Here is a 26,282-nt window from a genome sequence, read left to right as displayed (position 1 = left end):
ACCGTGCCCCCACGAACCGTGCCCCCACGAACCGTGCCCCCACGAACCGTGCCCCCACGAACCGTGCCCACGCGAGGAGCGCCGACGCGAGGAGCGCGAACACGAAGAGGACGCCCTGACCCGGCCCTGCGCGCGGGCGTGGAGGCGCGATGAGGGTCGGGCTCGTCGGCGCGGGCAAGATCAGCGGCCAGTATCTCGACTACCTCGACACGCACGGCGCGGCGGCCGGTCTTGAGCTGACCGCCGTCGCCGACCTCGACCGGAGCCGCGCCGAGCAGGCCGCCGCCGGGCGGCCCGGCACCCGGGTGCTGACCGTCGCGGAACTGTGCGCCGCGCCCGACGTGGACGTCGTCCTCAATCTGACGGTCCCCGCGGCGCACGCCACCGTCGCGCACGCGGCGCTCGCCCACGGCAAGCACGTGCACGGCGAGAAGCCGCTCGCGGCCACCCGCGAGGAGGCGATGGCCGTGCTGGCCGCTGCCGACAAGGCGGGCGTCCTCGTCGGCTGCGCGCCCGACACCGTGCTGGGGCGCGGGCTCCAGACGGCGCGTGCCGTGGTGGACGGCGGCCTGATCGGCGAACCGGTGGCCGCGACCGCGTTCTTCACCTGCGCTGGGCACGACTGGCATCCCGACCCGGCCTTCCTCTACGCGCCGGGAGCGGGCCCGCTGCTGGACATGGGCCCGTACTACCTGACCTCACTGGTGCATCTGCTCGGCCCGGTGCGGTCCGTGCTGGGCGCCTCCTCGCGCTCCGGGGCCCAGCGGACCGTGGGCAGCGGTCCGCGACGGGGCGAGCCGTTCCCGGTGCTGACGGACACGCACGTCACCGGCGTCCTCCAGCACGAGCGGGGCGCCCTGAGTACCGTGGTCATGAGCTTCGAGATACACGCGGCGCGGCTGCCCCGCATAGAGGTGTACGGCACGGACGGCAGCGTCTCCGTCCCCGACCCCAACAGGTTCGAGGGGCAGGTCGAGCTGCTGACCGCGCAGGACCCGACGTGGCGGGCCGTGCCACCGGCCCAGGGGTACGCGGACGCCGGGCGCGGCATCGGGCTGGCCGACCTCGCGCGGGCCGCGCGGGACGGGACGCCCCAGCGCTGCTCGGGCGAGGTCGCCCTGCATGTGCTGGACGTGATGGAGTCCCTGCTGGACGCGGCCGAGGGCGAGGGCCGGGCCGAGGTCACCACCACGTGCCGCCGCCCGGCCCCCGTCCCGGAAGGCGCCCTCGTCCGGCAGGTGTGAGGGCGCCCCGTACGCGCGCGGCCCGCGACCGGTCCTTCCGGGGTGGTCAGCCGGAGCGGGGCACGGGCGCCCGACGGGACATCAGCCGCACATGGTCCGGGCACAGTTCGGCGACGCTGGTCACCCCGAGGAGCTTCATCGTGCGCTCGATCTCGGCGGCGAGGATCTCCACGCACCGGTCCACGCCCGCCTCGCCGCCCGCCATCAGCCCGTAGAGATAGGCACGCCCCACGAGGGTGAAGTCGGCGCCCAGGGCGAGCGCGGCCACGATGTCGCCGCCGTTCGTGATGCCGCTGTCGAGCATGACCGTGCCCCGCGCGCCCACAGCGCCGACGATCTCCGGGAGCAGATGGAGGGGGACGGGCGCGCGGTCGAGCTGGCGTCCGCCGTGGTGCGAGACGACGATCCCGTCGGCGCCGTGCTCCAGGGCCCGTTCCGCGTCGCGCACGGTCTGGACGCCCTTGACGATCAGCGGCCCGTCCCACGCCTCCCGTATCCAGGACAGGTCCTCGAAGGTGACGGTCGGGTCGTAGAGCTTGGCGACGATCTCGCTGAGCGCCCCCTCGCCCTCCTTGTCGAAGGCGAAGGACAGGGGCTCGGTGGTGAGGAAGTTGAACCACCATTCCCAGCGGTACGACGCGTCCAGGAACGTTTTGAGCGTGAGCTGCGGCGGGATCGTCATGCCCAGACGCAGGTCGCGCAGCCGGTTGCCGCCGACGGGCACGTCGACGGTGACGAGCAGCGCCTCGTACCCTGCGGCCTTCGCGTCCGCCACCAGCCGGAGGGAGAGTTCGCGGTCCTTCCACAGATAGAGCTGGAACCACTTGCGGGCCGAGGGCGCCGCCGCCGCGACGTCGCCGATGGAGGTGGTGCCCATCGTGGACAGCGCGTAGGGGATACCGGCGCGGGCCGCCGAGGCGACGACGGCACGCTCTCCCGCCGCGTGCATCATCCGGGTGAAGCCGGTGGGCGCCATGCCGAAGGGGAGCGCCGAGCGCGCGCCCAGCACGGCCGTCGACAAGTCGGCCTCGGCGACGTTCCGCAGCACGCCGGGCCGGAACTCCAGGTCGGCGAACGCCTCCCGCGCCCGTCGGAGGCCCCCTTCGCTGTCCGCCGCGCCGTCGGTGTAGTGGAAGGGCCCGGCGGGTGTGCGGCGCCTGGCGATGCGGCGCAGGTCCCCGATGGTGTGCGCCTGCGCCAGCCGCCTGCGGACCGCGTCCGGCTCACGGGCCCGCAGCCGCAGCAGTGGCGCGAGGTCCTTCGGGCGCGGCAGCCGTCGTTCGAGCCTGGTCATGAAGCCTCCTCCGAAAGGGCACCGGCCGACGTGGCGTGGGTGGCGGGGCTCGCCGGTGGCGCCGTCTCCTCCCGCCCGGCGCGGCCGGGAGCCGTACGGCCGGGGCGGCGCGTACGTGGCCGCGGGATACCCGCCCCGGCACGGCACCGAAACGATCACCGGGGCGCGCCGGGCCCGGTGCCGCGATGTGCCCCGGCGCGATGTGCCCCATTGGGCCCCATGCGCTCCGGCAGCTGCGGCGGGAGTATGCGGCGAGACCCGGGCCGAGGCGGAAGAGGGGGAGCGGATGGCCACATGGCATCCCGGCGAACAGATCAGGCGGTACTCCCTCGGGCGGACCCTCGTGGTCGAGCTGAGCGGGGAGATCGACCTCGTCGTCGCCCCGGCGGGAGCCGACTTCCTCCAGGGGACCGACCTCGGGAGCGAGCCGGAGGTGGTGGCCGATCTGCGGAAGGTCACCTTCATCGACGCGAGCGGGCTCGGCGGGCTCCACCGCCTCTACCGGCGGCTGCGCGCCGACGACCGACGGCTGCTGATCGTCACCGCCGACCCCTTCGTCCGCCGGCTCATCGACATCGCGGGACTCACCGCGCTGATACCCGTCGAGGAGCGGATGCCCGCAGCGCACACCTGCTCCGGCGCCGACGCGGCACCGCAGCGCGCGCCGGGGCCAACACGCGCACGGTGAGGCACACTTGAACCATCCGCGGGGTTGACCGCCCGAGGGAGGAATTCACGTGTGGAAGAGGATCCGCGAGTGGGCCATCGCCGTGTGGACCCCGCCGGAGCGCCCGCGTCCTGACTCGGAGCGTGCCCGTCCCGCGCGCCGCGAGGGCAATCTCTTCGAGGCGGCGGCGGTCTATGTGGCGGCCTGCGCCGACGGCGACGAACGCCGCGGCGCCGAGGCCGCCTCCGGGGTCTCCCAGGAGGCGCTGAGTTTTGGCGTGAACGAGCTGGCCTGCCGCGCCGTGATCGCGCTGGCCCGCGAGCGCGACGAGTCCCCGTACACCGTGACCCGCAGGCTCCTGGGGCTTCCGGCGGCGTGACGGTTCGGGCCGGGGCGCGTCGGGTGCCCGCGCCGTGCCGGGCGGGTGGGCGCTGGGAGACTGGGGGCATGCCCTCCGAGAGCCACCCGACGCGCCGGGCCGCCGCCCCGACCGGCCCCGGCCCCGCCCCCGTTCTCCCCGCCCATCCCGTGCCCGACGCGCTCGCGTATCTGGCCGGGAGATGGCGGGTCGAACGCGAGCTGCGCGAGGAGACCTCGGGGCACTCCGGCCGCTTCACCGGCACGGCGGACTTCCGTGCGACGGAGAGCGGGGAGTGGTTGCACGTCGAGGAGGGCGTGCTGGTGTGGGAGGGCGCGGCGCGCGAGGCCGGGCGGACGCTGCGCGTGCGCCCGCTCGCGGACGGCACGGCCGAGGTCGCCTTCGGCGACGGCCGCCCCTTCCACACGCTCGACCTGCGCGAGGGACGGTGGACGGCGGTCCACCCGTGCGCCGCCGACCGCTACGAGGGCACCTTCACGGTCATCTCGCCCGACGAGTGGCGGCTGCGCTGGCGGGTGCGGGGCCCGGCGAAGGACCAGGTGCTCGACTCCGTCTACCGCCGCGACGCGCCGGACGCCGCCGCGTAACCCCGCGTCGCGCCTCGTCGCGTCACGGCGTTTCGTCACGCCGCCCGGCCCCGTGCCCGGCCGTACCCGCTCCCACCTGCACGGAATCCGTCACGGAAACCCTTCGCGGTTTCACCCGATGCGGCCGTGCCGGGGTGTCGCGCAGGCTGGGGTGTCCACGAGCCGGGAGGGCGGACGGACCATGCCGACGTCGAAGGGCGAGACCGTGGCGGAGGCGATGCGCGCGCTTCCCGTCGAGTACCGGCAGGCGTTCGAGGAGACCTGCTTCCGGGGCCGGACGGTCCAGGAGGCGGCGCGTGCGCTGGGGCTGCCCGCCGGGACCGTCAAGGCGCGGCTCTACCACGGGATGCGCGCGCTGAGCCGCGCGATGGCGGAGGACGGTGCTCGTGCCGGGACCGGGGCCAGTGCTGGTGCCGACGAGCGCTCGGCCCGGACGACGGGGGCGCGCGGTGCGGGCGGTGCGGGCTTCAGGCCAGGGCGCCGTCGTCGAGATGCCGGACCGCCCAGCTCGCGAGCTGCGCCCGGGACCGCAGCCCGATCCGCGTCCTGATGCTGGCCAGGTGCGCTTCCACGGTGCGCTCCGAGATGTGCAGCCGGGACGCTATCTGACGGTTCGTGTAGCCCTCCGTCACCAGCAGCGCCGCCTCGATCTCCCGCGCCGTGAGCGGCACGCTCTCCACGGAGGGGACCTCCCAGACGCCGTCCACCGCGTAGCGCAGGACCTCGGGCAGCCGCTGCCGCGCGCCCTCGGCCGTCGCCCGCGCCGCCTCGGCGGCGGCGAGCCGCACCCGGGCCCGTGCGAGCGCCCGCTTCAGCCCGTCGCCGTCGGCCCCGTCGGACCCGGCGGCACGGATGCGCCGCCTACGGCGCACGGACTCGGCAGCCGAGGCGAGGCGCAGCGCCCGCAGCGGCCGTCCGCTCCCGGCCGCCGCGATGGCCAGCCCCTCCAGCAGCTCGATCCCGACGACGGGCAGCACACCGGACGCGGCCGACGCGGGAACCGGAGCCGAGTCCGTGACCGCGGGCGCGGACGCGGAAGTGGACGCGTACGCGGACGGGGGCAGATAGGTGCGCAGCCCCTCGCGCAGCCGCTCCTCCGCGTGCGCCACGTCGCCGACGGCCAGCGCCAGCACCCCGGCAGTGTGCGACCACTCCGGCGGCAGCGGATGCGGGGAGTGCGCGCGGTACATGGGCAGACAGCGCCGCATGAGCTGGTCGGCCAGTTCCGTACGGCCGCACTGCAAGGCGAACCAGGCCCGGTTGTGCAGATAGACGGCCGTGTCCAGGGGACGGCCCAGCGGCTCGACCAGTCGCAGGCAGCGGCCCGCCGTGGCGAAGGCGTCCTCGGCACGGCCGTCGGCGAGCTGGACGAGGGCCAGGGTGTTCAGGGCGCGGCCCAGCGGGACCGGGTGCCCGGAGGCCGCAGCGAGCCGTTCCGCCTCGGCCGCCGCCGCTCCGGCCTCGGCGTGCAGACCGCGCGCCGCGGCCAGCGCCGCCACCTGCTCCAGCGCCGCGCCACGGCAGGGGTGGTCAGCGGCCGACTCCGCCAGCGCCGTGGTCAGCAGCGCGTGGCCCCGCGAGAAGTGGCCGTGGTGCCGCCAGCACCGGCCGAGCGCGGCGGCCAGCGCGAGCCGTCTGGTGTCGCCGCGCCCTGCGCACCACTCCAGTGCCGCGTCCAGGCTGGGCTTCTCGGCGTCGAGCGGCTCCAGCTCCTGGTAGCAGTGCAGCATCGCGTCCCCGGCGACCGGCTCCGCCAGCGTGACGAACCGCGACACGAGCCTCTCCATGACGGCGTCCGTCTCCCGTGCCCCGTCCAGCAGTTCACGCGCGTACAGGCGGATCGATTCGAGCTGACGGAACCTGCCGCGTGCCGCGTCGCGCTCCGGCACGATCAGCGAGCGGCTCTCCAGACCCGCCAGCAGCCCCAGCACCTGCCCCGGCTCCACCAGGTTCCCGTCGGCGCCCACGGCCGTCGCGGACTCGACGCCGAAGCCGCCCACGAGCACCGAAAGCCGCCGCAGCAGGGCCTGTTCGGCGGCTTCCAGGAGGTCGTGGCTCCACTCGATGGTGGTCCGCAGGTCCTGGTGGCGCGCGTCGGCCGTCCGCGCGCCGGAGGTCAGCAGCCGGAAGCGGTCGTCCAGGCGGGCGCTGATCTCCGCCACGGGCAGCAGCCGCACCCGTCGCGCCGCCAGCTCGATGGCCAGGGGCATGCCGTCGAGGCGGGTGCAGATGTCGGCCACGGCACGGGAGTTGGCGCGGGTCAGCGTGAAGTCCGGAGCGACGGCCGTGGCCCGCTCGACGAAGAGCCGCACCGCGTCCGAGGCGGCGTCGGCACGGGGTGCGGGGCGCCGACGGGACGCGGAGGGCTCCGGCGACGCTGACGGCTCGGGCGGCTCATGCGGCTCGGGCGGCTCGTGCGGCTCGGGTCCGGCGCGTTCCGGGAGGGACAGTTCAGGCACCCGGAAGACCGCCTCGCCCGGCACGTCCAGCGACTCCCTGCTCGTCGCGAGGACGTGCAGCCCCGGGCAGCGGCGCAGCAGCCGCTCCGTGAACCCGGCCGCTTCGCGCACCAGGTGCTCGCAGTTGTCCAGCACGAGCAGCGACCGGTGTCCGGCCAGCGCCTCGGCCAGCGTGTCGGCGACGGGCCGCCCCGCCTCCTCGGGCACGCCCAGGCGCCCGGCGACGGTGTCGGCCAGCCGCGTCCCGTCCATGAGCGGCGCCAGTTCGACGAGCCACACGCCGTCGCCGTAGCGGGGCCGCACCCGCAGGGCCAACTCGACCGCCAGCCTGGTCTTTCCCGCCCCGCCGGGCCCTGTGAGCGTGACCAGCCGGTAGCTCTCCAGCAGCGCCCCGGCCTCCCGCAGCTCACGCGTCCGGCCGACGAAGCTGTCCAGCGGCGCCGCGATCCGCCCGGCGGCCCGTGGCGCCGACCGTACGACGGGGGACGGGGAGGGAGCCGGTGCGGGCGCGGGCGTGGACGTGGGCGCGGTCGAGGTCGCGCGCTTGGGGGCTGCCGACGAGGTCCGCCTGCGGTAGGCGCGCTGCCTGCACGCGCCGGAGCAGTACCGAGCCGGACGTCCCGGCTTCGGGCGCGTGTCCGGGGAACGGGCGGGCAGTTCGGCGCCGCAGGCTTCGCAGCGCCCGGCCGCGGAAGGCATCGGGGGACCCACTCTCGGGGGCTGTCGGCTCTGGCTCGGACCGGCACGTCGGATGGCCTCAGCATGCCGCGCGCCGGGCCGCCGTTCAATCGGATCCAGGACAAGCCGGGGCGGTTCGCCGCGCGCACTCGCCGGGGCGGTCACGGGCGGTCACGGGCGGTCAGAGGCGGTACGGGACCGGTACGGGGCCGGTGGGCGGTACGTGGGTCGGCCAGCGGAGTGATAGCCGCGGGCCCGCCTCGCGCGTCCCGGCAAGGCCGCCGAACCGCACGCCCCCGGTACTGGATGCTGGATTTCGGGCGCCCGCGAAAGGGGCGGCGCGCCCGGATCATCGGCAGCCCAGGAATCGGCGGCACGGACAGCGCCGACCAGCCAGCACAGAAACGGAGTGATCGGAAATGGCCGAATGCGAGGTCTGCGGCAACGACTACGCGATGGCTTTCGAGGTGCGTACCGCCGGGGTTCCGCACATCTTCGACAGCTTCGAATGCGCGGCGCAGAAGCTGGCGCCCGTGTGCGACAACTGCAACTGCCGCATTCTGGGCCACGGCCTGGAGACCGAGGGCCACTTCTTCTGCTGTGCGCACTGTGCGCGGGCGCAGGGGCACGCGGAACTGCTCGACCGCGTCTGAACCGGTGAGGGCCCAGGCCCGGGACCTGGTCCGACGGTCCGGGGCCGCCGACCGGCCGACGTGCGCCGGTCGGCGGAGCGGCCGGGAAAACCCTTGGCGCGTCGCGCGAAGCCGCTGCTAACGTGCCCACGTCCGCCATGCGAACCACTCGGGGCCGAGCCCTGGAAAGAAGGCGTTTATGACCCGGCCCAAGCCGAGCGTGCCTCACCGTACGACGGACTCTTCGCGCCGCTGATCCTTTTCCGGAACCGCAACCGGCACCGGCGCGACGCGTCCGGAGTACCGGCATGCCCGCACCTCATGGTGCGGTGGCCGAAATCCGGGACATTCCCTCCGAGGCCGCTCGGCCTGCTCCTGCTGTAGCTGACTCATTTCTCGGCAAGGAGTATTCCGGGTGCTGAACGACAACGACATCCCCGGCCCCAGTTCTTCCACGGGTTCTTCCACAAGTTCTTCCGCGAGTCCTTTCGCGCGCACCAACACGTTCCGCTGTCTGTGGTGCGGTCTCACCGTGACCGCGCTCGCCCCCGACGGCAGCCGCCGCAACCACTGCCCGAGCTGTGTCCACTCCCGGCACGTCCACGACCACGTCGAGGGCGGGCCCTCCGAGTGCGGCTCGCGGATGACGCCCATCGCCATAGCGGTGCTCCGCACCGGCGACTGGATGGTCATCCACCGCTGCACCCGGTGCGACGAGCTGACCTCCAGCCCCGTGTGCGGGGACGACAACCAGTTGATCCTGATGCGCATGGCCGTACGCCCACTCGCCCAACCGCCGTTCCCGCTCGAAGCGTTCGGCGATCTGTGAGACGGGAGGAGACGGTCATGCCACGACGTAAACCCTCCCAGCGGCCCCAGCGCTCCCAGCGGCGGCGCGCGCAGCGGCCCAAGGACGTGCTGCACGGTCCCGGCGGCGCGCCGGGCGACGCGTTCCGGTGCGTGGGCTGCCGCTTGGACGTACCGCTGACGGCACCGGGCACGGCACACCGCAACCACTGCCCGTACTGTCTGACGAGCCGTCATGTCGACCAGCGCGTTCCCGGCGACCGGAGCGCGGAGTGCCGGGCGCGTATGAACGCGCTGTGCCTGAGCGTCAGGCCGGACGGGGAGTGGATGCTCATCCACCAGTGTCTGGCCTGCGGCGAACTCAGCGCCAACCGCACGGCGGGTGACGACAGCACCCTGGTGCTGCTTCGGATGGCGATGCGGCCCCTGGCCGACGCGCGGCTGCCGGTCAGGGCGCTGCTGACGCTGTAGCCCGACGCCGACGCCGACGCCCCGGCGGTGAGGGGCGGTACGGAACCGGACCGGCCCCGGCCGGCACATGCTGGCCGGGGCCGGTCCGTTCATGTCCGCGGCCGATTTCGCCGTCGCGTTCGCGCTCAGCGGGAGGCGTGCTCGGGTTCGCGCTCCGAGCGCTTCGACCGCGCGTCCGGGCCGTCCTGGGCCGCGTACCAGCGACCGTCACGCTCCTCGGCCATGCCGTGCTCGGCCAGGCCCGACAGGTGCTTGCGGATGGTGGGCGCGGTGTAGCCGACGCTCGCGCACAGCTCGTCCACGGTGGTCCCGTCCGCGCTGCCCTCCAGCCGCTCCCAGGTGCGGGCCGCGTTGCGGCCGAGGCCGCCGTCCCGCGCGGGCCCGGAGAAGACCGGGGCGTCCCCTCCCGCGCCTGCACCCCCGCTCGTGCCCGTGCCCGCTTCCGTCGCGGCAGCCTTCGCCGTGGACGCCTTCGCGGCGGGCTCCGGCGCCTGCGCGCGGGGCGGCGGCGCGGAACTGGTCTGCCCGGGCATGGCCCCGCGCGTGCGGCGGCCCGCTCCGCGCGGGCGGGGCGTGCGGTTGACCGTGCGGTGCTTACGGCCCTTCTGACGTTTGCTCATCAAGCCTTCCTCTCGTACGGCCCGGCCTGGAGACCCGTCCCGGCGCACGGTGTGCCGGACCATGGCGTCATGTGGGGCGTGCGGGCACGCGGGCGTCCCGGCGCGGACGCCGGACGGCACCACGCGTGGCACGGGCGGGCCAGGCGGGGCAGGCGGCCATCGGCCGACTCCGGCCCGTGCCCGCGCGGCCGTGGGGCGCATGGTGCTGTGTGGGGCGGAAGTGGCTCGACTGTGATCACACAGTGCCAACGACGGGGCCGCTCCCGAGACGTTCGGCCAATCGGTTGCCTCGGCCTGCGACGGGAGGCGCGACGGGACCGGCGGCCGGACCAGGGAACCGGGTACGAGGGCCACCGGGGCACGGGCCGGGCCGTGGCACCCCTGAAAAACGCGGACCGCGCCCCGAGGGGGGGGAGGGCGCGGTCCGCCGCGCTCCGGACGCTATCCCCGCGCATCGCGCGACGGGAAGGTGGGAGCGGGGCCGGATGTCCGTGCGAGGGGGCACTGCCCCGGGGCCCGGACATCCATGTGGAGTCTGTCTGCCGATTGTCTACGCTGTGATGCGCAGCCGTCTATGGAAGTGTCGAATTCGGGTGTCGTTACCCCGCTCCGACGGGACGTGCACGCTCCCCGGCGCTCCTCCATGGTGAGCCGCGTGCCTCCGGAGGGGGCCATGGGACGGGGAACGGAGCCGTACGCCGTGCGGCCGACCAGCCCGTCGGCCGGGGCGGGGGAGCGGTCGGGAGGGGATACACCGTGCCGACGAAGCACCTACGGCCCTTCAGGGGCGACGGTGGGGGACTCGGCGCGTAGGGGGTCTGCGCCTGGTGGGGTACGGAGGGCGGGCCCTTCTCACCGTGCGCCGTCCCCGTCCGGACACGGAACGGGCAGCCGCACCCCGGCAGCCCCTCGCTCCGGGCCGCGCCGTGCGGTGCCGCCCCGCGCCCGTACCGCCGTCCGCCCGCGCCCTTCTTCTCCCGCGCCGGGGCGGTGTCCTCGTGCGGCTCGGGCCCGTGGCCGCCGTCCAGCGCGTCCGGCAGGCGGATGAGCGCAGCGGCCAGGGCGAGCAGGACGGTGGCCGCGATCGTGTCCAGCCAGTAGTGGTTGGCCGTGCCCACGACCACGAGCAGGGTGGCCAGCGGGTGCAGCAGCCACAGCCAGCGCCAGCGGGTACGGGTGGCGGCGATGAGCCCGGCCGCCACCGCCACCGCCCAGCCGAAGTGCAGCGAGGGCATCGCGGCGAACTGGTTCGCCATGGAATCGCTCTCCGGCACGGCGCCGTACACCGAGGGCCCGTACACCTGCGCCGTGTCCACCAGCCCGGCGGCGGTGAGCATGCGGGGCGGGGCGAGCGGCATCAGCAGATGCAGCGCGAGCGCGGCCCCCGTCACGGTGGCCAGCACGCGCCGCGAGCGGAGGTAGTGCGCGGGACGGCGCCAGTAGAGCCAGCAGAGGAAGAGCACGGTCGCGGGGAAGTGGACCGCCGCGTAGTACGTGTTCGCGAGCTGGATCAGCGTCTCACTGTGCAGCAGCACATGCTGCACGATGCCCTCGCCCGGCAGGTGCGCCGCGCGCTCGGCGCCCCACACGCGGTCGGCGTTGCGGAACGCCCGGCCCTCGTGCCCGTTCGCGGCCTGCCTGCCGAACTTGTAGACGAGGAAGAGGCCCGCGACGAGCAGCAGCTCACGGACGAGCGGGGGCCGTGCGGCGCTGCGGCCGCGCGCGGAGGGCTCCGCCGACGGGCCGGCCCGTAGCGGTGCCGGGGTCTGTTCCGGGGCCTGTGGTGCGGGCTCGGCCGGCGGCTCGGTCAGGGCGCTCATCGCGCGGCCCCTTTGCATGACGGAACGGTATTGCTTCTGCGATACGCGAGTGTACCGATACGCCACCGTACCGGTACACTCGCGTATCGATACGGCCTCCAGAAGCGAGGGAAGAGCCATGCCGACGCAGGACACCGCGACCACGGCAACGGCGGCGACCGCCGCGCCCCCGGCCTCCGCACGCCGTTCCAAGATCACGCCCGAGCGCGAGCTGGAGCTGTACGAGGCCGTGCTCGACCTGCTCAGGGAGGGGGGCTACGACGTACTGACCATGGAGGGCGTCGCCGCCCGCACCCGGTGCTCCAAGTCCACGCTCTACCGCCAGTGGAAGACCAAGCCGCGGCTCGTCGCCGCCGCGCTGCGCGGCACCCGGCAGGTGCGCCTCGCGGGCATCGACACCGGCTCGCTCGCCGACGACCTGCGCGCGGCCACCGGCTCCATCGGCGCCGGATCGGGGCGGGACACCCCGCTCCTGCACGCGCTCGGCCACGCGACCCTGCACAACCCGGAGCTGCTGCGCGCCCTGCACGAAGCGCTGATCGAGCCCGAGGTCGCCGCGATCGAGGCCATGGTCAGGCGCGGCGTCGAGCGCGGCGAGGTGGCCGCCGACGACCCGGCCATCGAGTTCGTCGCCCCCCAGTTGCTCGGCGTGCTGCGTGCCAGGCCGCTGCTCGAAGGGCGCTTCGCGGACGGGCCCTACCTCACCCGCTTCCTCGAAGCCTCCGTGCTGCCCGCGCTCGGACTGTCCGGGCGCCCCTGAACACAGGCCGTCGTCGCGAGCGGAGGACGGCGGCCTGCACGCGCCGCACCGTGGGGACGGGGCGGCGCGCCCGTTCCGGTGAGGCCCCCAGCGGGCCTCACCGGAACCCCTTCACCACCGGCCCTGCCCCTTCACCACCGGCCCTGCCCCCTCACCACCGGCCCGGCCCCGCGCCGATGGCCGGGCCCGGGCTAATCACCGACCCCGAGGACCGCACCCGCCTCGACCGCGCCCTGGACCACGTCGTGGCCCGCCTCCTCGACGAGTCCGCGACGGACCGCGAGGGCGTGATGGACCGTGAGCCCAGCGGGGCCACGCGCGTCACACGCGGGTGAACGGGGCCCGCTGGTGCCCCGCCGTCAGAGCGTCGGTCGTCAGAGCGCGTCGGTGAGCAGCGCGTACGCGGCGCCGGTGAACGCGTCGCCGCGTACGCGCAGGCGCCGGGTCGCGAGGACCGCGACCGCCGTGCCCGTCTCCGGGCTGAACCCGAGGAAGGCCTGCTGACCGCGGGTGGCCCCCGCGTGGAAATAGACGGGGCCCCGGTCGCCCGGGTGCTGGAACCAGGTCAGGGTGTGCACGTGCCGGTGGTCGAGGCCGCGCCGCAGCAGCGGGTGCCGCACGGCACGCAGCGCACCGCTCAACGGGCCCTCGCCGGGCCGCAGATGCGCTTCGAGGAAGGTGAGCAGATCGTGCGGGGTGGCCCTGACGGCGCCCGCCGCCTGGAGGCCGCCGATCAGCAGCGGCGGCACCTCGCTCACCCCGTCCTTGCCCCGTCCGACGGCGTCCGCCTCCCGGCCGCCGGGGCGCAGCGCGGTACTGGTCAGGCCCAGCGGCGTCAGCACCCGGGACGTCAGCAGGTCCTCCCACGGGGTGCCCATGGCCGCGGCGAGGGTGTGCCCGAGCACGGAGACACCGAAGTTGGAGTAGCGCCAGCGCGTGCCCGGACGGTGCCGCGGCCTGCTCCGCAGGAAGGCGTCCACCACCCGGTCGCCGGAGTACCCGGCGTAGGGGTTCGCCGACCAGTTCCGCAGCGCCTGCGGATAGAAGTCGGCGGGCAGCGGAGGCAGCCCGGACGTGTGCGTGATCAGGTGCAGCAGCGTCACCGGGTGCCGTCCGACGGGCCGCCCCGGGTCCAGATGCGCGACGGCCGGATCGCCCAGGCTCAGGGGCCCCCGCCCCGCGCGCGGCAGCCCGTCCGTGTCGCTCCCGCCCCCGCCCCCCGTCAGCGCCGCGAGCAGCAGCCCCGCGTAGGTCTTGGAGGCCGAGCCGATCTCGTAGCGCAGCAGATCGCGGGGGACGGGCGGGAGGGGGGCCGTGCCGCCGCAGCGCACGGTGCGGTGGCCGTCGACGGAGACCGCCACGACGACGTCGGGCGCGTCGATGGCCCGTACGGTCTCGTCGATGGCCGCTTCGAGCCGCTCGCGCGGCGTGCCCCCACCGCGCGGCGCGTTCCCGGCAGGCGGCGCGGGCGCCGCCGTCAGGGCGCCCTCGCCGCCGCTCACGCGGGGCTCCCCGCCAGCGCGGACAGGGAGCGGGAGGTGGCCAGCGTGGAGGCGAAGGCGGCGACCAGGGTCGGGTGGTAGACGAGGTCGAAGACGTCGTCCCGCTCGCCCTGGGGCATCTCGCCGATCGCGGGCATGGCACCGTCCTGGCCCTGCGCCGCGGCGAACCCCTCCCAGGCGCGCTCGTCCAGGGTGGGCTCGGGCAGGCAGGCGTCCACGACGAGGAGTTCGCCGAGCAGGTCCCAGCGCCGCAGGTCCAGCCAGTCGTCGATCCATACGGGCAGCCACGTCGCGAGGTAGTCGGCGATGCGGGGCGGCAGCCCGTCCGGGTTCTCGCCCCAGTCGGTGAGGTGGAAGACGGTGTGCGTGATGTCGTAGCCGATGTGGCCCTCGACCGTCCACGGTTCGGGCGTACGGGCCAGCCAGGTGCGGGCCATGGCCTCCTCGACGGGCACACTGGGCTCCAGCCCGAGGCGCCGCTCGAAGGTGGAGAGGCCCAGCCGCCGCACGGGCGTCACCTCGAACGCCGCCCAGCTCTCCAGCCGCCGGTTCAGCCGCACGGCCCGTTCCAGCTCGGGCTCGGAGTAGCCCAGCTCCTTGAACGGGAAGTAGGTGTCGAACGGCACGGCGGAGATGGGCTCTGTCCGCTGCCCCTCGACGAGCATGCGCCCGCCGTCCAGCACCTCCCGCCAGGCGTGGTCCAGCAGCTTGCGCGCGAGGGACGCCTGCTGGGAGCCCGCGACCCCCTCACGGAAGAGCACCTTGCTGATCAGCGCGAGTTCGCCGACGGGCTTGAAGCGGTCCAGGAACCCCACGTCCGGGTCCGCTTCGGGTTCGAGCCGGAAGCCGTCCCGGTTGGCGTAGAGCCACTCCATGGCGCGTGCGCCCACCTCGTGGATGAGCCGGGTGCTGGTCATGTGTGCCCTCCGTTCCCCACGCGTACCGCGTCCGCCGCCGCCTCGCCGCGGTCGTGGCCACCGTGGTCGTGCGCGAGGGTGAGGACCGCGGCGAAGGCGGCCATCAGCGTCGAGTGGTAGCAGTTGAGGAAGTTCCGTTCCACGTCCCGCCCCTGGCTGCAACGGCTGCCGGGCCCCACCTCGGGCAGGGCGCCCGAACCGTCCTGGGCCGCCGCGAGCGCGGCCCATGCCGCGCGCACCGCGTCGTCAGCGGCGGCGCGCCGCGGGTCGGGGAGGCTCGCGGAGACCGCGAGCAGCTCGCTCGTCAGGTCCCACTGCTCGTCCTCCACACAGGTGTCCAGCCAGGAAGGCAGCCAGGTGGCGAGGTAGTCCTCGATGTCGGGCGGCACCGCGTGCGGGGCGTTGCCCCAGTCGGTGAGGTGGAAGACGACGTGCGTCAGCGTGTAGCCCGAGGCGCACTCGAAGGTCCACGGTTCGGGCAGCCCGCCGAGCCAGGTGCGGCGCAGCGCTTCCCTGGGCGAGTCGTGCGGTGGCAGGCCGATGCGACGCTCCGAGTTGAGCACTCCGAGGCGCCGGTTCGGCTGCTGCTCGGTCAGGGCCCAGGAGCGGGTGCGCGCCACGGTCCGCGCGACGTCCTCGGCCGGAGCGTGCCGGAGACCGCCCCCGGCGAAGGCCGCGTAGATCTCCAGCGGGTAGGTCGCGGCGGGCTCGGAGCGGAACAGGTCGAGGAAGAGCGCGCCCTCGCCCGTCTCCCGCCACGCGAACTCCACCAGCTCCGCCGCGCGCAGATGGTGGGGGTCGTCAGGTCCGGTGTGCTGCCGCATCGAGGTGCACATCTGGGCGAGTTCACCGAGCGGCTTGAGCGTCCGGTCGACACTGGTGTCAGGGGCCAGGACATCGTCGGGCAGGCGGAAGCGGTCACGGTTCCCGTGCAGCCAGTCCAGTGCCGCGCGGGCCACATCCCGCGCGCCGACGTCCACGGCGCGCTGCTCCGCCGTCACGAGCGGTCTCCGCCCCGCATGAGCTGGGCCGCCTGCACATGCAGCGCCACTCGTGGGTCCGTGCCTCCCATGTGGAGGACGAATTCGAGCCCGCTGTCCAGGCCGAGGGTGGCGGGCACCCCGTCGAGCACGGCCAGCCAGCGCCCCGCACCGGCCGCCTGGAGCCAGTCGCGGCGCCTGACGGCGCGCACGAAGCCCCGTGCCACGTCGACCGGCCGCTCACCGGCGGCCCGCGCCACCCCCGAGTCGACGGAGGGCACGGCCAGGGCGCTCAGCACGGCGAGGTGATGCGTGAGCTGCTGCCACGGTGTGTCCCGCAGCCACGACGCGTCGGGCTCGTCGGACGAGGGCGCCGATGGAAGATCGGGCGCGTGGCCGGGCGAGGAGACGGCCCCGTCGAGGGTGCGCAGCGTCCGCCGCATCGCCCAGTGGCTCCATGCCGTCGCGGCGGAGGCGTCGGCTCCCGGGGGGAAGGCGCGCACGGCCTGCTGGAAGACGGCGAGGTCGTCCTGCTGGGGAGGAAGCCGGAGCATGGTGCTGGGCAGCAGCACGTCCGCTCCCAGTACGCGTACCGCCGCGATGCCCACGTCGTCGTTCTCGCCGATGCCGGCCGTCGTCCGGACCACAGAGGAGTGGTCCCCGCCCCTGAGGGCGGAGACCACCTCCGAAGCAAGGTCCAGCACTGCGCCCGCCAAAGGGGAGGTAGCGCTTGACTGCTCCATCTATAACCCCGTTCAGCCCTTCTTCGGCCGCGGAGTGGGCGGCGAAAGCAGCAGGTGGCCGCCTCCGGACGCGAGGGCCAGCCCGGCGCACTTGCGGGAGTCGCGGAAGACGCCGTCCGCCTCGATCGGGTTCAGAGCAGCCTCGATGTCTGTGTCCAGTCCCGTGGTCCTGGTCTCGGGCTCAGTGGAAAACATGACACCATCCCCTCATTGGGAAGCGTGGTTTCGCTTACGCCAACCATTGGAGCGTAGAACCACAAGGCTCGCAATTTGGGCCATAAGCGTGAAGTCGTGCAATTTTCATAGAATGCACAAACGCCACTTTATGGGCTTCCAAAGGTGCGGATTCCAGGGCGAGTTGGTGTGCCGGATGACGGTGGTACCGCTTGCCCGGGGCCCGGAGATTTCTTTTCCGGGCGACTCGTCGCGAGGCGTGCTGCCGGTCGGGTGGCGCGGAACCCGGACGGTCTACGTGCGCTCCGACGCCGCCCGCGCGGCGGCCCCCCGGCCCCCGGCCGCACCCCTGGGACCCGCCGTCACCGTCACCGCACCGGCCGGTGGCCCCTCGGCCCGGCGGTCTCGGCGAGGAATTTGGCGAGTTCGCTGATCTGATTCCTGGGAAAGTGCAGCAGCGCGTTGGGGGAGAGGTCCACGGAGGACTCGTCACAGAGAAGGGGGACGTTTTTTCGCCAGGAACCCGCACGCCAGGGCGTGCGGACACGCTGGTGGAAGGTTTCCGTCGTCAGCAGCAGCGTAATGAGGCGGCGGGCGTCGGGAACCGGCATTTTGAGGAGCGCGTAGCCCCGGTGGAAGGCGATGAAGCCGTCCCCTCCATAGCGGGAAGGGGCCTTCCTGGCCGCGCGCAGAGCGGCCGTGGCCTCGCCGACGTCCTGGCAGCAGGCGGTGGTGCCGTATCCCATCTGCCACAGGGACTGGATGACGGGCACCATCTCCACGTCGATGTCGACCAGCTCTCCGCCGGGCGCCACGAGGCTCTGGGAGGCGTGGATCGAGAGGTCGCTGTTCACGGGCAAAACCTCAAATTCAGGTACTCGCGCGATGCCGTGCCCATCGGGCTGCCGCCCCGGCGAGGCGCCGCGTCCAGTCACGCGCGAGGGCGTCGTCCGCGATGCCGCGCCACAGGCGGGCCTGGGCGGAGGCGAAGAGATCGAGGGCGGGATCGGGGGCCGCGGTCCAGGAGGGGATCTTCGCTGCCCAGCGTTCGGCTTCGTCGGGGGCGTGTCCTTCGGCGGTGAGCCAGACGACCCAGCAGGCCGGGTCGATCCAGGAGGCACCGCGGGTCGGCCAGGCCCAGTCGACCACGCGCGCGACGGAGTCCCGCACGATCACGTTGGTGGGGTTCCAGTCGGTGTGCAGCAGTGCGTCGCCGTCGAAGAGTGCGGCGTCGGCCGGATCGTCGAGGTAGGCGGTCCAGCGTGCCGTGGCCCGCTTGACCTCGATGTCCGGACAGCGGAGGCGGCCCAGCGCGGTGAGCGCCTCCACGGCGAGAGGGATGTCGGCCGAGCCGGGGGAGAAGTCCGCCGTCGGCCCTGACAGGTGCTCGAAGCCGAGCAGACTCCAGCCCGCCCGCTCCAGGTGCCACAGCAGCCGGGGCGCGACGGGCTGTACGTACGGACCGACGGCGGCCTCGCGCCGCTGCGTCCACACGCGGGGGTGACCGGAGGGGAGGCCCTTGACGAACACCCGGCCGCCCGAAGCGAGCAGCAGGGAGGCGGCCACCGCGCTGTTGGCGCCGCTCCCGGCGGACTCGGCCCCGAGGACGGGGCCGGTGCGCTCCAGGACGGCGTCGCGCACGGGGTGGGGGAGGTCCTCCCAGCGCTTCCTCTTGGTCACCACGCGGGGAGTCTATGAGTGCGTGGGGGCCCGCAGGGGCCGCTCACCCAGGAGAGAGCGGCCCCGGTCAGGGCTGCCTCAGTAGGGGTTGTCCTCCCCGCAGCTCAGCATGACCTCGGTGCTGACCAGCACATCGAGGTCGGGAACGATCTCGATCTCGTCCTCGTCGGACGGCCGGCACGGTTGGATCTCCACCCATACGGGTGATACCCCGGTCCCGCTTGCGGGAGGCGGCAACGGGTTCTCCACGGGCGTGAGTGACACGAGGGGTTACGTCCTCTCTTCGGTGTGCTCGCAGTAGGCGCGCAGGGGCGCCCCGGACCGGCGGAAGAGGGCCGCCAGCGGCATGCAGGTGCCGCACGACCCGCTGAGCGCGCAGCCGGCGCAGCCGCCCTGCCGCCGCAGCAGGCCGTCCGCGATGCCTCCCAGCCGGGAGAGCCCGTCGACGCCCTCGTCCAGCAGCGGGACCTTCTCGTCGCGCGCCACCTTGCAGATGCTGGCCAGCCCGTGCGGATCGACGTGCAGCGACGTGTGCCCCGCGTCGCATCCTGTGAAGGGCGCCCGTTTCCCCCGTCGTACGGCGGACTGGGAGAGCAGGGTCTCGGCGCCGCCGTAGATGGTCGGGGAGATGCTGCTGTACTCGCGCGAGCGGGCCCCGTACCGCCGTGCGAGGGCGTGCATCTCCGCCGTCTCGTGGGCGTTCTCACGGGTGACGACGACGCTCAGCTCCACCGGGAGCCCGGCCTCGCGGGCCGCTTCGAGTCCGCGCCTGAAGGACTTCCACGCGCCGCGCCGTCTCGTCAGCCCGTCGAACGTGGCCTCCTGGGCGCCGTAGACGCTCAGGGTCAGCCGGTACGGGGGCCGTTCGGTGAGCAGCGCGAGCAGCGCCGGGTCGTGGAGGCGGGATCCGTTGGTGAGGACTTCGAGCATCATGCCCAGGTCGTAGGCGAGCACGTACGCCTGGGGGAAGTGGGGGTCGATGGTGGGCTCACCACCGGTCAGTTGCAACCACACCACTCCGGCGTCCCGCAGAAGGCGCAGCAGCCTGGCGCGTTCGGGCCAGGGGAGGCCGGAGAATTCCTTCTCGCCGAGATAGCAGTGACGGCAGCCGAAGTTGCAGCCCAAATTCAGCTCGTAGGACGCGCGTCCGTAGGCGAAGCGTGAGGGGCTGCGCACGAGCACCGCATCCGGTGGGGCGAGAGCGGCCGTTTCGATGCCCCACTGCTGATGTGCGGGGCGATGGAGCCACGTGGGCACCGCCTCTCCGGCTCCGGCGCACCGTTGGAGTTCGGCGAAGCGGTGGGCGGGGATTCTCAGCCCCCGCCTGCTGCCGGGGCGGAGAACGAAATACTCGTCCAGGAACGGTGCGGCGATCAGTTGGTGCACTCCATCCCTCCAGGGGCAGTCGGTTGCGGTCTGAGGTGGGGGCGAGCCCGGTCCGCCGTCGCGGCCATCCGCTGACCCGCCCGTGCGCAGTCGGCGAGGGGGCCTTCCCGCGCGGCTCCCGCGAGCACCCTCAACAAGTCCCACACGTGGGCGACATCAACCACGGAATCGGGGACGAGCGTGGTGCGGGGCATACCGAACATCCGTGTGCACCCGCGCGCGCCGGTGTTCTCCTTGCCGTTTGCGCGGGCGGCCCCTTCGTCCCGCGACGGACTGCCCGACGGGTGCGCGGCGTCGGCGCTTCCCGTGCCGACGGGTGGGGCGGGAAACGGCGGGAAGCCCCGGAAAACCGCGCTCGTGGCGGACGGGGCGGTCTTGGGCGAGAAGTTTTTCGAGTGGAATCCTCCCCGACGGGGGAGGCTCCAGGGGATCGTGAAGCTATCGAAACTCTCTGGAATTGACGTGTGATCGGACTTTCGGCGATGATGTGTCGCCATACGGAACTTTGTGGAGGCACTGCATGGCTCAGAAGGTCATCACCATCGTTACTGACGACCTCACAGGCAAGGAGAGTGAGGACGCTCAGACCCACACCTTCGCCGTGAACGGCGTCGTGTATGAAATCGACCTCGCGTCGGACTCCTATGACAAGTTCATGGATGTCTTGCAGCCCTTCATCAAGGCCGGGCGGAAGCAGAAGCGGGGCCGCGGCACCACCGCCACCGCTTCCAAGAGGACGGTGCCGAGCCAGGACACCGCCAAGATCCGTGAATGGGCCAGGGAGCAGGGCTACGAGGTCAATGAGCGGGGTCGCATCCCGGCCAATATCCAGGACGCCTACGCTCAGGCACACTGAACTGCGCGAAAGAGGGCCCCGCATTTCGCGGGGCCCTCTGCTGTGTCCGTCAGCTGCGTCTGTCCGCTGTGCCCGTGATATGTGAGGTGCCCGGCATCCCGGGCACCTCATGAGCGGCCTCCCTCACTCACTCCTCGTGATTCCCGGCCGCCTTGGGTGTGACGATGCATTCTCCTTTTGGTCGTATTTGAGAAGTTTCACGGTTTCCTGTGCCGGGTATCGTCGGCTGCCGTCACCTGGCTTTGACGCGCAGGAACGTGACGGAATTGGCGGGGAATGTATGGGTGAAGGTGTTGTCGATCCCGTCGAGGGCCGAGGTGCGCGGCCTGATCGGACGTGAGGTCTCCGTGTTGACCGCGTCCGGGTCGCCCTGGAGCGTCGTCAGCCGCGCGGTGCCGCCGACCTGCGCCTTCTCGCCGAAGTCGACGCGGGTGCGCGCGGGGGAGTCCTGCGCGTTGACGACCTTCACCACCAGCTCGCCCGTGGCCTTGTCGCGGGTCACCACCTGACGGAACGGCTCGGCGGGCTTGTCGTCGGTGAAGGAGCCCCACTTCTCCCCGTCCAGGAACAGCGTCACCTGGCGCCCGCGCACCTCGACGCGCAGATCGTAGGCGCGGCCCGTCTCGATCTTCGTGTCGTCCTCGGTCATGGTCTGCTTGGCGCCGTCGGTGGTCTTCTCCACCGCCGAGCGCGTGTTGCCCCAGCCGCCGAGGTTCCACCAGTAGTGGTTGCCCGTGTCCTTGACGCCGAAGGCGAGCAGGAAGCCCTCGCTGCCGGAGCGCTTGGTGGCCTTCGCGTGCAGGTCGTAGTCGTGCCACCCGGTGTCGCCCGCGGTCACGAGGGTGTTCTCGGCGGCGGCGTCGGACTGCACGTACGCGCCGTCCTCGACCGCCCACGCGCCCTTGTCCGTGGCCTTGGTCCAGCGTGCGGCGTCGCCCGAGAAGTCGTCGCTGAACAGCGTCTCGCCGTCGGGCGAGGTGACCTTCACATCGTCGTAGGCGGCGCTGGTGGCCCAGGTGGACAGGCCGACGGCGCCGGTGATCGGCCCACTGGTGGCGGGGGTGGTGGAAGCGCGGCTCGGGACGACCTCGTCACCGACGTTGTTCATGAAGAGCTTCTGTACCTCGTAGCTGGTCGAGCCCCACGACTTCTCGTTGTTGAACCAGATCATGTCAGGACGCCATTGCGTCGCGTCCACATGGGCGAGGAGCGGCGCGTAGGAAGCCATGGAGACGACGTCCGCGTTGCGTTCCAGGCCCGTGATGTAGGCGGCCTCGGCGAGGGAGTTGGCGAAGCGGTTGTCCTGGGACGCGTATTCGCCGAGGAAGACCTTGGGGCCCTCGCGGTCGTAGGAGTCGTAGCGGTCGTTGTTCTCCAGGAACCACGCCGGGCTGTTGTAGTAGTGCTCGTCGACCATGTCGACATCGGCCTGCCTGTTGAGTTCCCAGGCGCGGTCGAAGGTGGTGCCGCCGTCATCGGGGCCCGAGTTGCTGATGACGGTCACATCGGGGTATTCCGCCTCGATCGCCTCGCGGAACTCGGTGAAGCGTGCGAAGAACTCGTCGGGCAGATTCTCCTCGTTGCCCACTTCGAGCCGGGTGAGACCGAAGGGCTTCGGATGTCCCATCCGCGCCCGCTTGGCGCCCCATTCCGAGGAGACCGGACCATTGGCGAACTCGATGAGGTCCAGGGTGTCCTGGATGTGCCGCCGCAGCAGCGCCTCGTCCTCGGTCGCCTTGTTCTGGCCGCAGCCCGTGACGAGGGCGGGTACGACGGGTACCGGCATCGCGCCGATGTCCTCGGCGAACTGGAAGTACTCGAAGTAGCCGATGCCGTAGGACTGGTTGTAGCCCCAGAAGTTCGCGTTCGTGGCCCGTTCCTCGACGGGTCCGATGGTGTCCTTCCATTGGTAGGAGCGCCGACGTTCGTAACCGGGGCCCTCGTACGCCTCATGGCTTCCCGTGTTCACGAGACAGCCGCCGGGGAAGCGCAGAAATCCGGGATCGAGCGCGGCTATCTTCTCCGCGAGATCCGCGCGCATCCCGTTCGCCCTGCCCTTGTAGGTGTCGCGCGGAAAGAGCGAGAGCATGTCGAGGCGCACCGTTCCCGCGCCGCCCGCCAGCACCGCGAGCCGCGCCGATGTGTCGGTGGTCCGCGCGGTCAGCGTCCCCGTGTACTTGGTCCAGCGGTCCCCGCGCACCGTGGCGCGCAGTGGGGTGCTGACGGCGGTGCCGCCGTCCCCGCTCCGCAGGCCGACGGTCAGCGCCGTGCCCCGCTTCTGGTCGGTGCGCGCCCACACGGAGAAGTCGTACTTCTTGCCCGCGCGCACGGACATGCCCGTGGTGTAGCCGGAGTTGACGACCCCGTACCCGCTGCCGGGGCCCTCGCCGTCACCGTCGAGGTCGAGACGCAGATACTGGCGGTTGCGCTCGTTCAGCCGGCCGCCGTCGTCGACGACCTCCATCGCACCGCCCGCACCGCCCTCGGCGACCGCGTCCCAGGAGGTCAGCGGCGTGTACGAGGCGTTGTCCGCGGGACCGTACTCGAAGGACCTGTTCTGCACCAGCTCGGCGTACAGGCCGCCGTCGGCGGCGCGGTTGATGTCCTCGTAGAAGACACCGTGCATGGTGTCCTCGATGGCCGGGCCCTTCGCGCCGGTGTCGATGCTGAGCGAGTAGTCGGTGGGTTCGGGGGCCGGGTCGCCCTGGGCCGCAGTGGGCAGGGCGAGCGCGCAGGAGAGCAGGACGACGGGGACGAATCTGAGCTTCCACCGTGGACGGGGCAGTAGTGGTGGTCGTGGCATGAGCGCTCCAAGGGTCGGGCGGGTGGTGGCGGGGCGTCGGCGAGGTGTGGGATGTGCGAGATTTCGAACGTCGGTCGTGAATTCGAACGGCAACATAGGCAGAAGGTGATGACGCGTCAACGCTTTGCGCAGCCTCCACGCGGCGCCCTCGCGGCGCGGAGGCGTCCTTAGACTGGGGCACCGGCCATGACCAGGCACGGGGCGCGAGGGACGAGGGCGGTGGCCCCGGCGAAGGGGAGAGCGAGCGTGACGGAAGACGGCGACGGCTTTGAGGATCCGCCGGCAGCGGTACTGGCCGAGGCCGCCGCGACCTTCGGGCTGCTGGCCTCCTCCGCGCGGCTGCACATCGTATGGGCGCTGGCACAGGGGGAGAGCGACGTCAGCGGGCTCGCCGAGCGGGTGGGCGGCGCGCTGCCCGCGGTGAGCCAGCACCTGGCCAAGCTGAAGCTGGCCGGGCTGGTGCGCTCGCGCCGCGAGGGGCGTCGCGTCGTCTACCTCGTCGACGATCCCGACGTCGTCAGCGTCGTCCAGTTGCTGGTCGGACGGCTGGCCCAGCGGTCCCAGGGGGCCCGGGAAGCCGCGATACCGCCGGGGTCCGTGCGTGACGTGGGGGCCTGAACCGCCCGGGGGACGTGCGGGGCCCGGACGGCGAACGGGCGCGCTGACCCCCGTGGCGGAAGCGGCGGACACCGGGGCGGCCGACGCGGAAGCGCCGGATGCGGAAGCGGCGGACGTACGCGAGACGCGCGGACCGCGCGACGTACGCGTGGCCTCGTGCGCCGACGCCGAACACCTCACCACCCTGGAGATCCTGCGCGCGCTGGACGCCGGACCGAGGGGGCTGTCGGAGGACGAGGCGGCGGAGCGGCTGCGCCGGTACGGGGAGAACGTCCTGCCGGGGCCGCACACCGCCTCCTGGGCCAGGCGTTTCGCGGGAGGTCTCCGCGACCCGTTCACGGCCGTGCTGCTCGCGCTGGGCCTGGTCTCCGCCGCCGTGGCCTCGTGGGGCACCGCGTGTGTGATCACGCTGCTGGTCGCGGTGAGCTGCGCGCTGCGCTCCACGGGGGAGCACCGCGCGGGCCGGGCCATGGCCGGGCTGCGGGAACTCGTCGCCGCGACGGCGACCGTGCGACGGCGCGCCGCGGACGGCTCCCACCTCGCCCGCCCCGCCCGCTCCGTCGTCAGGGAGCTGCCGGTCGGCGAACTCGTCCCCGGCGACGTGATCCAGCTCGGGCCGGGCGAGCTGGTACCGGCCGACGCGCTCGTCCTGCGCGCCACAGGGCTGACGGCCCATCAGTCGGCGCTCTCGGGCGAGTCGGCGCCGGTCCCGAAGCGCCCCGCCGACGGGCCGGGGGACGGGCTCGTCGACGGAGCGGGGGACGGAACCGGTGCCGCAGGCCCCCTCGGCCTCTTCGCGCAGCCGCGCTTCCTCTTCCAGGGCAGCAGCGTGACCTCGGGCAGCGCGACCGCCGTCGTCATCGCCACCGGACGGCACACCCGGTTCGCCGGTGCCTACCGCGAGCCCGCACGGCGCGGCCCCAGCGCCTTCGACCGTACGGTGAACGGCGTCTGCTGGACCCTCATCCGGTTCATGCTGCTGACCCCGCCCCTCGTGCTGATGGCCAACGCGGCGCTGCGCGGACGCGGACTGGAGACGCTGCCCTTCGCGGTCGCCGTGGCCGTGGGGCTCACCCCCGAGATGCTGCCGGTCGTCGTGACCACGGCGCTCGCGCGCGGCTCCGCGCTGCTCGCGCGGGGCAGCGGCATCATCGTGCGACGGCTGCCAGCGCTGCACGACCTCGGCGCCATGGACGTCCTGTGCGTCGACAAGACGGGGACGCTCACCCAGGACCGCCCCGTGCTGGACCGCTCGCTCGATGCCGAGGGGCGTCCGGACCCGCTCGTCGCCCACTGGGCCGCGCTCAACAGCTTCTGGACCCTCCAGCTCGCCGACCTCCCCACCCCGGACGCGCTGGACGAAGCGCTGCTGGAGGGTGTGGCCGCGCTCGACCCCGAGGAGGGGGGAGGGGAGCTGTGGGAGCGCGAGGGCGTGGCCGCGCTCCCCTTCGACTCCGTGCGCCGCCTCTCCTGCGCGGTCGTGAGCGGGCCCGACGGCGACGGCGACGGCGCGACGCACACGCTGGTCGTCAAGGGCGCCGTCGAGGAGGTGCTGGCGCGCTGCGACCACGTACGGGACGGCCACGAGCCGGACGCCGACGCCTCCGCCACCGTCGCGGCGGCGACCCGCGTCCTCGACGACGCGGCGCGCGAGGAGCTGCGCGCCCGTGCCGCCGCGCTGGCCGCTTCGGGGCTGCGGCTGCTGGCGGTCGCGGTCGCGGAGCGGCCAGCGCGCCCCGGCCCGTACACCCCGGCCGACGAGCGCGGCCTCACCTTTCTCGGGTTCGTCGCCCTGCGCGACGCGGTCGTCTCCTCGGCGGCCGACGCGCTCGCCGACCTCGCCCGCCGGGGCGTCGCCGTCAAGGTGCTGACCGGCGACCACCCCGGCACGGCGGCCCGCGTCTGCCGTGAACTGGGTCTGGACCCGGAGCGGCCGGGCGCCGTGGTCACCGCCGACAGGATCGACGGGCTCAGCGACGCCGCACTCGCCTCGCTGGCCGCCGATGCCACGGTGTTCGCGCGCTGCACGCCCGAGCACAAGGCACGCGTCGTGGCCGCGCTGCGCGCGGGCGGGCACACCACGGGGTTCCTCGGCGACGGAGTGAACGACCTGCCCGCGCTGCACGCCGCCGACGTCGGCATCTGCCCGCGCGGCTCGGCCGACGTGACGCGCGAGACCGCCGACGTGGTGCTAGGGGGGTGTCG

25 protein-coding genes and 1 pseudogene are annotated in these 26,282 nt (G+C 73.3%); 13 read left to right on the top strand and 13 right to left on the bottom strand.

Translation table 11 applies throughout. From position 1 onward, the window contains the following. Positions 1 to 149 precede the first annotated feature (149 nt). Positions 150 to 1,244 (top strand): Gfo/Idh/MocA family protein, encoded by a 1,095-nt coding sequence (locus ACYVOO_RS33055; protein WP_461019394.1) that lies wholly within the window; start codon positions 150 to 152, stop codon positions 1,242 to 1,244. Between the two features lie 46 nt (positions 1,245 to 1,290). Here ACYVOO_RS33055 and ACYVOO_RS33050 read toward each other — a convergent pair whose 3' ends face one another. Continuing rightward, a complete protein-coding gene (locus ACYVOO_RS33050; RefSeq protein WP_461019393.1) occupies positions 1,291 to 2,538 on the bottom strand; it encodes an alpha-hydroxy acid oxidase in 1,248 nt (415 codons plus the stop codon). Positions 2,539 to 2,824: 286 nt separating this feature from the next. Between ACYVOO_RS33050 and ACYVOO_RS33045 the strand changes: the two genes are divergently transcribed. From ACYVOO_RS33045 to ACYVOO_RS33030, 4 genes are all read left to right on the top strand, one after another. Beyond that, a complete protein-coding gene (locus ACYVOO_RS33045) occupies positions 2,825 to 3,226 on the top strand; it encodes an STAS domain-containing protein (protein WP_461019392.1) in 402 nt (133 codons plus the stop codon). 82 nt (positions 3,227 to 3,308) lie between these two features. After that, positions 3,309 to 3,584, top strand: a complete 276-nt coding sequence (locus ACYVOO_RS33040; protein ID WP_461019476.1) for a hypothetical protein — start codon at positions 3,309 to 3,311, stop codon at positions 3,582 to 3,584. Positions 3,585 to 3,652: 68 nt separating this feature from the next. Then, positions 3,653 to 4,171 carry a DUF6314 family protein gene (locus ACYVOO_RS33035; protein ID WP_461019391.1) on the top strand — a complete coding sequence of 173 codons (519 nt, stop codon included), beginning with the start codon at positions 3,653 to 3,655 and terminating at the stop codon, positions 4,169 to 4,171. Positions 4,172 to 4,289: 118 nt separating this feature from the next. Then, entirely contained in the window at positions 4,290 to 4,721 is a 432-nt protein-coding gene (locus ACYVOO_RS33030) for a sigma factor-like helix-turn-helix DNA-binding protein (protein WP_461019390.1), read from the top strand. On the opposite strand, the gene ACYVOO_RS33025 is transcribed toward ACYVOO_RS33030, so the two are convergent. Then, positions 4,639 to 7,329 carry an ATP-binding protein gene (locus ACYVOO_RS33025; protein ID WP_461019389.1) on the bottom strand — a complete coding sequence of 897 codons (2,691 nt, stop codon included), beginning with the start codon at positions 7,327 to 7,329 and terminating at the stop codon, positions 4,639 to 4,641. The genes ACYVOO_RS33030 and ACYVOO_RS33025 overlap by 83 nt on opposite strands. Positions 7,330 to 7,727: 398 nt before the next feature. On the opposite strand from ACYVOO_RS33025, the gene ACYVOO_RS33020 reads away from it, so the two are divergent. The 3 genes from ACYVOO_RS33020 to ACYVOO_RS33010 all read left to right on the top strand — a co-directional run bounded on the left by ACYVOO_RS33020 (position 7,728) and on the right by ACYVOO_RS33010 (position 9,218). Then, positions 7,728 to 7,961 (top strand): hypothetical protein, encoded by a 234-nt coding sequence (locus ACYVOO_RS33020; protein ID WP_453349499.1) that lies wholly within the window; start codon positions 7,728 to 7,730, stop codon positions 7,959 to 7,961. Positions 7,962 to 8,373: 412 nt separating this feature from the next. Beyond that, entirely contained in the window at positions 8,374 to 8,769 is a 396-nt protein-coding gene (locus ACYVOO_RS33015) for an RNHCP domain-containing protein (RefSeq protein WP_461019475.1), read from the top strand. Between the two features lie 17 nt (positions 8,770 to 8,786). After that, a complete protein-coding gene (locus ACYVOO_RS33010) occupies positions 8,787 to 9,218 on the top strand; it encodes an RNHCP domain-containing protein (protein WP_453349501.1) in 432 nt (143 codons plus the stop codon). A gap of 125 nt (positions 9,219 to 9,343) precedes the next feature. Here the strand turns inward: ACYVOO_RS33010 and ACYVOO_RS33005 are convergent, their stop codons facing one another. Both ACYVOO_RS33005 and ACYVOO_RS33000 read right to left on the bottom strand, forming a co-directional pair. Next, positions 9,344 to 9,838, bottom strand: coding sequence for a helix-turn-helix domain-containing protein (locus ACYVOO_RS33005; protein ID WP_461019388.1), 495 nt, complete (start codon positions 9,836 to 9,838; stop codon positions 9,344 to 9,346). Between the two features lie 1,030 nt (positions 9,839 to 10,868). Further along, positions 10,869 to 11,658 (bottom strand): annotated as a pseudogene (locus tag ACYVOO_RS33000) (phosphatase PAP2 family protein); the annotation flags it as partial. 118 nt (positions 11,659 to 11,776) lie between these two features. Here ACYVOO_RS33000 and ACYVOO_RS32995 point away from each other — a divergent pair. Together ACYVOO_RS32995 and ACYVOO_RS32990 are read left to right on the top strand one after the other, a co-directional pair. Next, positions 11,777 to 12,418, top strand: coding sequence for a TetR/AcrR family transcriptional regulator (locus ACYVOO_RS32995; RefSeq protein WP_461019387.1), 642 nt, complete (start codon positions 11,777 to 11,779; stop codon positions 12,416 to 12,418). 176 nt (positions 12,419 to 12,594) lie between these two features. Beyond that, positions 12,595 to 12,753, top strand: coding sequence for a hypothetical protein (locus ACYVOO_RS32990; RefSeq protein WP_461019386.1), 159 nt, complete (start codon positions 12,595 to 12,597; stop codon positions 12,751 to 12,753). Positions 12,754 to 12,792: 39 nt separating this feature from the next. On the opposite strand, the gene ACYVOO_RS32985 is transcribed toward ACYVOO_RS32990, so the two are convergent. From ACYVOO_RS32985 to ACYVOO_RS32950, 8 genes are all read right to left on the bottom strand, one after another. Then, positions 12,793 to 13,920, bottom strand: a complete 1,128-nt coding sequence (locus ACYVOO_RS32985) for a serine hydrolase domain-containing protein (protein WP_461019385.1) — start codon at positions 13,918 to 13,920, stop codon at positions 12,793 to 12,795. Further along, positions 13,917 to 14,837: a DUF6895 family protein gene (locus ACYVOO_RS32980; protein WP_461019384.1), complete on the bottom strand. Its 921-nt coding sequence runs from the start codon at positions 14,835 to 14,837 to the stop codon at positions 13,917 to 13,919. Before ACYVOO_RS32980 ends, ACYVOO_RS32985 begins: the two co-directional genes overlap by 4 nt. Further along, entirely contained in the window at positions 14,834 to 15,838 is a 1,005-nt protein-coding gene (locus ACYVOO_RS32975; protein ID WP_461019383.1) for a DUF6895 family protein, read from the bottom strand. Before ACYVOO_RS32975 ends, ACYVOO_RS32980 begins: the two co-directional genes overlap by 4 nt. After that, a complete protein-coding gene (locus tag ACYVOO_RS32970; RefSeq protein ID WP_461019382.1) occupies positions 15,835 to 16,560 on the bottom strand; it encodes a hypothetical protein in 726 nt (241 codons plus the stop codon). Before ACYVOO_RS32970 ends, ACYVOO_RS32975 begins: the two co-directional genes overlap by 4 nt. A 12-nt stretch (positions 16,561 to 16,572) precedes the next feature. Further along, positions 16,573 to 16,755, bottom strand: coding sequence for a hypothetical protein (locus ACYVOO_RS32965; RefSeq protein WP_453349509.1), 183 nt, complete (start codon positions 16,753 to 16,755; stop codon positions 16,573 to 16,575). Positions 16,756 to 17,102: 347 nt separating this feature from the next. After that, entirely contained in the window at positions 17,103 to 17,588 is a 486-nt protein-coding gene (locus ACYVOO_RS32960) for a hypothetical protein (RefSeq protein WP_461019381.1), read from the bottom strand. A gap of 16 nt (positions 17,589 to 17,604) precedes the next feature. Further along, positions 17,605 to 18,417: a phosphotransferase family protein gene (locus ACYVOO_RS32955; RefSeq protein WP_461019380.1), complete on the bottom strand. Its 813-nt coding sequence runs from the start codon at positions 18,415 to 18,417 to the stop codon at positions 17,605 to 17,607. 267 nt (positions 18,418 to 18,684) lie between these two features. Next, positions 18,685 to 19,800: a radical SAM protein gene (locus ACYVOO_RS32950; RefSeq protein ID WP_461019379.1), complete on the bottom strand. Its 1,116-nt coding sequence runs from the start codon at positions 19,798 to 19,800 to the stop codon at positions 18,685 to 18,687. Positions 19,801 to 20,320: 520 nt separating this feature from the next. Here ACYVOO_RS32950 and ACYVOO_RS32945 point away from each other — a divergent pair. Beyond that, on the top strand, positions 20,321 to 20,656 hold the full coding sequence (locus tag ACYVOO_RS32945) for a histone-like nucleoid-structuring protein Lsr2 (protein WP_453349513.1): 336 nt from the start codon (positions 20,321 to 20,323) through the stop codon (positions 20,654 to 20,656). A gap of 232 nt (positions 20,657 to 20,888) precedes the next feature. Here ACYVOO_RS32945 and ACYVOO_RS32940 read toward each other — a convergent pair whose 3' ends face one another. Next, on the bottom strand, positions 20,889 to 23,459 hold the full coding sequence (locus tag ACYVOO_RS32940) for an alpha-L-arabinofuranosidase C-terminal domain-containing protein (protein ID WP_461019378.1): 2,571 nt from the start codon (positions 23,457 to 23,459) through the stop codon (positions 20,889 to 20,891). Between the two features lie 246 nt (positions 23,460 to 23,705). Here ACYVOO_RS32940 and ACYVOO_RS32935 point away from each other — a divergent pair, with 246 nt between their 5' ends. Both ACYVOO_RS32935 and ACYVOO_RS32930 read left to right on the top strand, forming a co-directional pair. Continuing rightward, positions 23,706 to 24,077, top strand: coding sequence for an ArsR/SmtB family transcription factor (locus tag ACYVOO_RS32935; protein WP_461019377.1), 372 nt, complete (start codon positions 23,706 to 23,708; stop codon positions 24,075 to 24,077). A gap of 43 nt (positions 24,078 to 24,120) precedes the next feature. Continuing rightward, positions 24,121 to 26,282: cation-translocating P-type ATPase (locus ACYVOO_RS32930; RefSeq protein WP_461019474.1), on the top strand; the 2,162-nt coding region annotated here is incomplete at its 3' end.

The organism is Streptomyces daliensis (assembly GCF_054782395.1).
This window is presented reverse-complemented; position numbering and strand designations above follow the sequence as displayed.

Bases quoted from the DNA above. Each gene is read 5' to 3' on its own strand.
- ACYVOO_RS32970 (WP_461019382.1), bottom strand. From the start codon at position 16,560: ATGGAGCAGTCAAGCGCTACCTCCCCTTTGGCGGGCGCAGTGCTGGAC.
- ACYVOO_RS32945 (WP_453349513.1), top strand. From the start codon at position 20,321: ATGGCTCAGAAGGTCATCACCATCGTTACTGACGACCTCACAGGCAAG.
- ACYVOO_RS32965 (WP_453349509.1), bottom strand. From the start codon at position 16,755: ATGTTTTCCACTGAGCCCGAGACCAGGACCACGGGACTGGACACAGAC.
- ACYVOO_RS33045 (WP_461019392.1), top strand. From the start codon at position 2,825: ATGGCCACATGGCATCCCGGCGAACAGATCAGGCGGTACTCCCTCGGG.
- ACYVOO_RS33020 (WP_453349499.1), top strand. From the start codon at position 7,728: ATGGCCGAATGCGAGGTCTGCGGCAACGACTACGCGATGGCTTTCGAG.
- ACYVOO_RS33050 (WP_461019393.1), bottom strand. From the start codon at position 2,538: ATGACCAGGCTCGAACGACGGCTGCCGCGCCCGAAGGACCTCGCGCCA.
- ACYVOO_RS33030 (WP_461019390.1), top strand. From the start codon at position 4,290: ATGCGGCCGTGCCGGGGTGTCGCGCAGGCTGGGGTGTCCACGAGCCGG.
- ACYVOO_RS32990 (WP_461019386.1), top strand. From the start codon at position 12,595: ATGGCCGGGCCCGGGCTAATCACCGACCCCGAGGACCGCACCCGCCTC.
- ACYVOO_RS32940 (WP_461019378.1), bottom strand. From the start codon at position 23,459: ATGCCACGACCACCACTACTGCCCCGTCCACGGTGGAAGCTCAGATTC.
- ACYVOO_RS33025 (WP_461019389.1), bottom strand. From the start codon at position 7,329: ATGCCTTCCGCGGCCGGGCGCTGCGAAGCCTGCGGCGCCGAACTGCCC.
- ACYVOO_RS33010 (WP_453349501.1), top strand. From the start codon at position 8,787: ATGCCACGACGTAAACCCTCCCAGCGGCCCCAGCGCTCCCAGCGGCGG.
- ACYVOO_RS33035 (WP_461019391.1), top strand. From the start codon at position 3,653: ATGCCCTCCGAGAGCCACCCGACGCGCCGGGCCGCCGCCCCGACCGGC.
- ACYVOO_RS33055 (WP_461019394.1), top strand. From the start codon at position 150: ATGAGGGTCGGGCTCGTCGGCGCGGGCAAGATCAGCGGCCAGTATCTC.
- ACYVOO_RS32980 (WP_461019384.1), bottom strand. From the start codon at position 14,837: ATGACCAGCACCCGGCTCATCCACGAGGTGGGCGCACGCGCCATGGAG.
- ACYVOO_RS32995 (WP_461019387.1), top strand. From the start codon at position 11,777: ATGCCGACGCAGGACACCGCGACCACGGCAACGGCGGCGACCGCCGCG.
- ACYVOO_RS33005 (WP_461019388.1), bottom strand. From the start codon at position 9,838: ATGAGCAAACGTCAGAAGGGCCGTAAGCACCGCACGGTCAACCGCACG.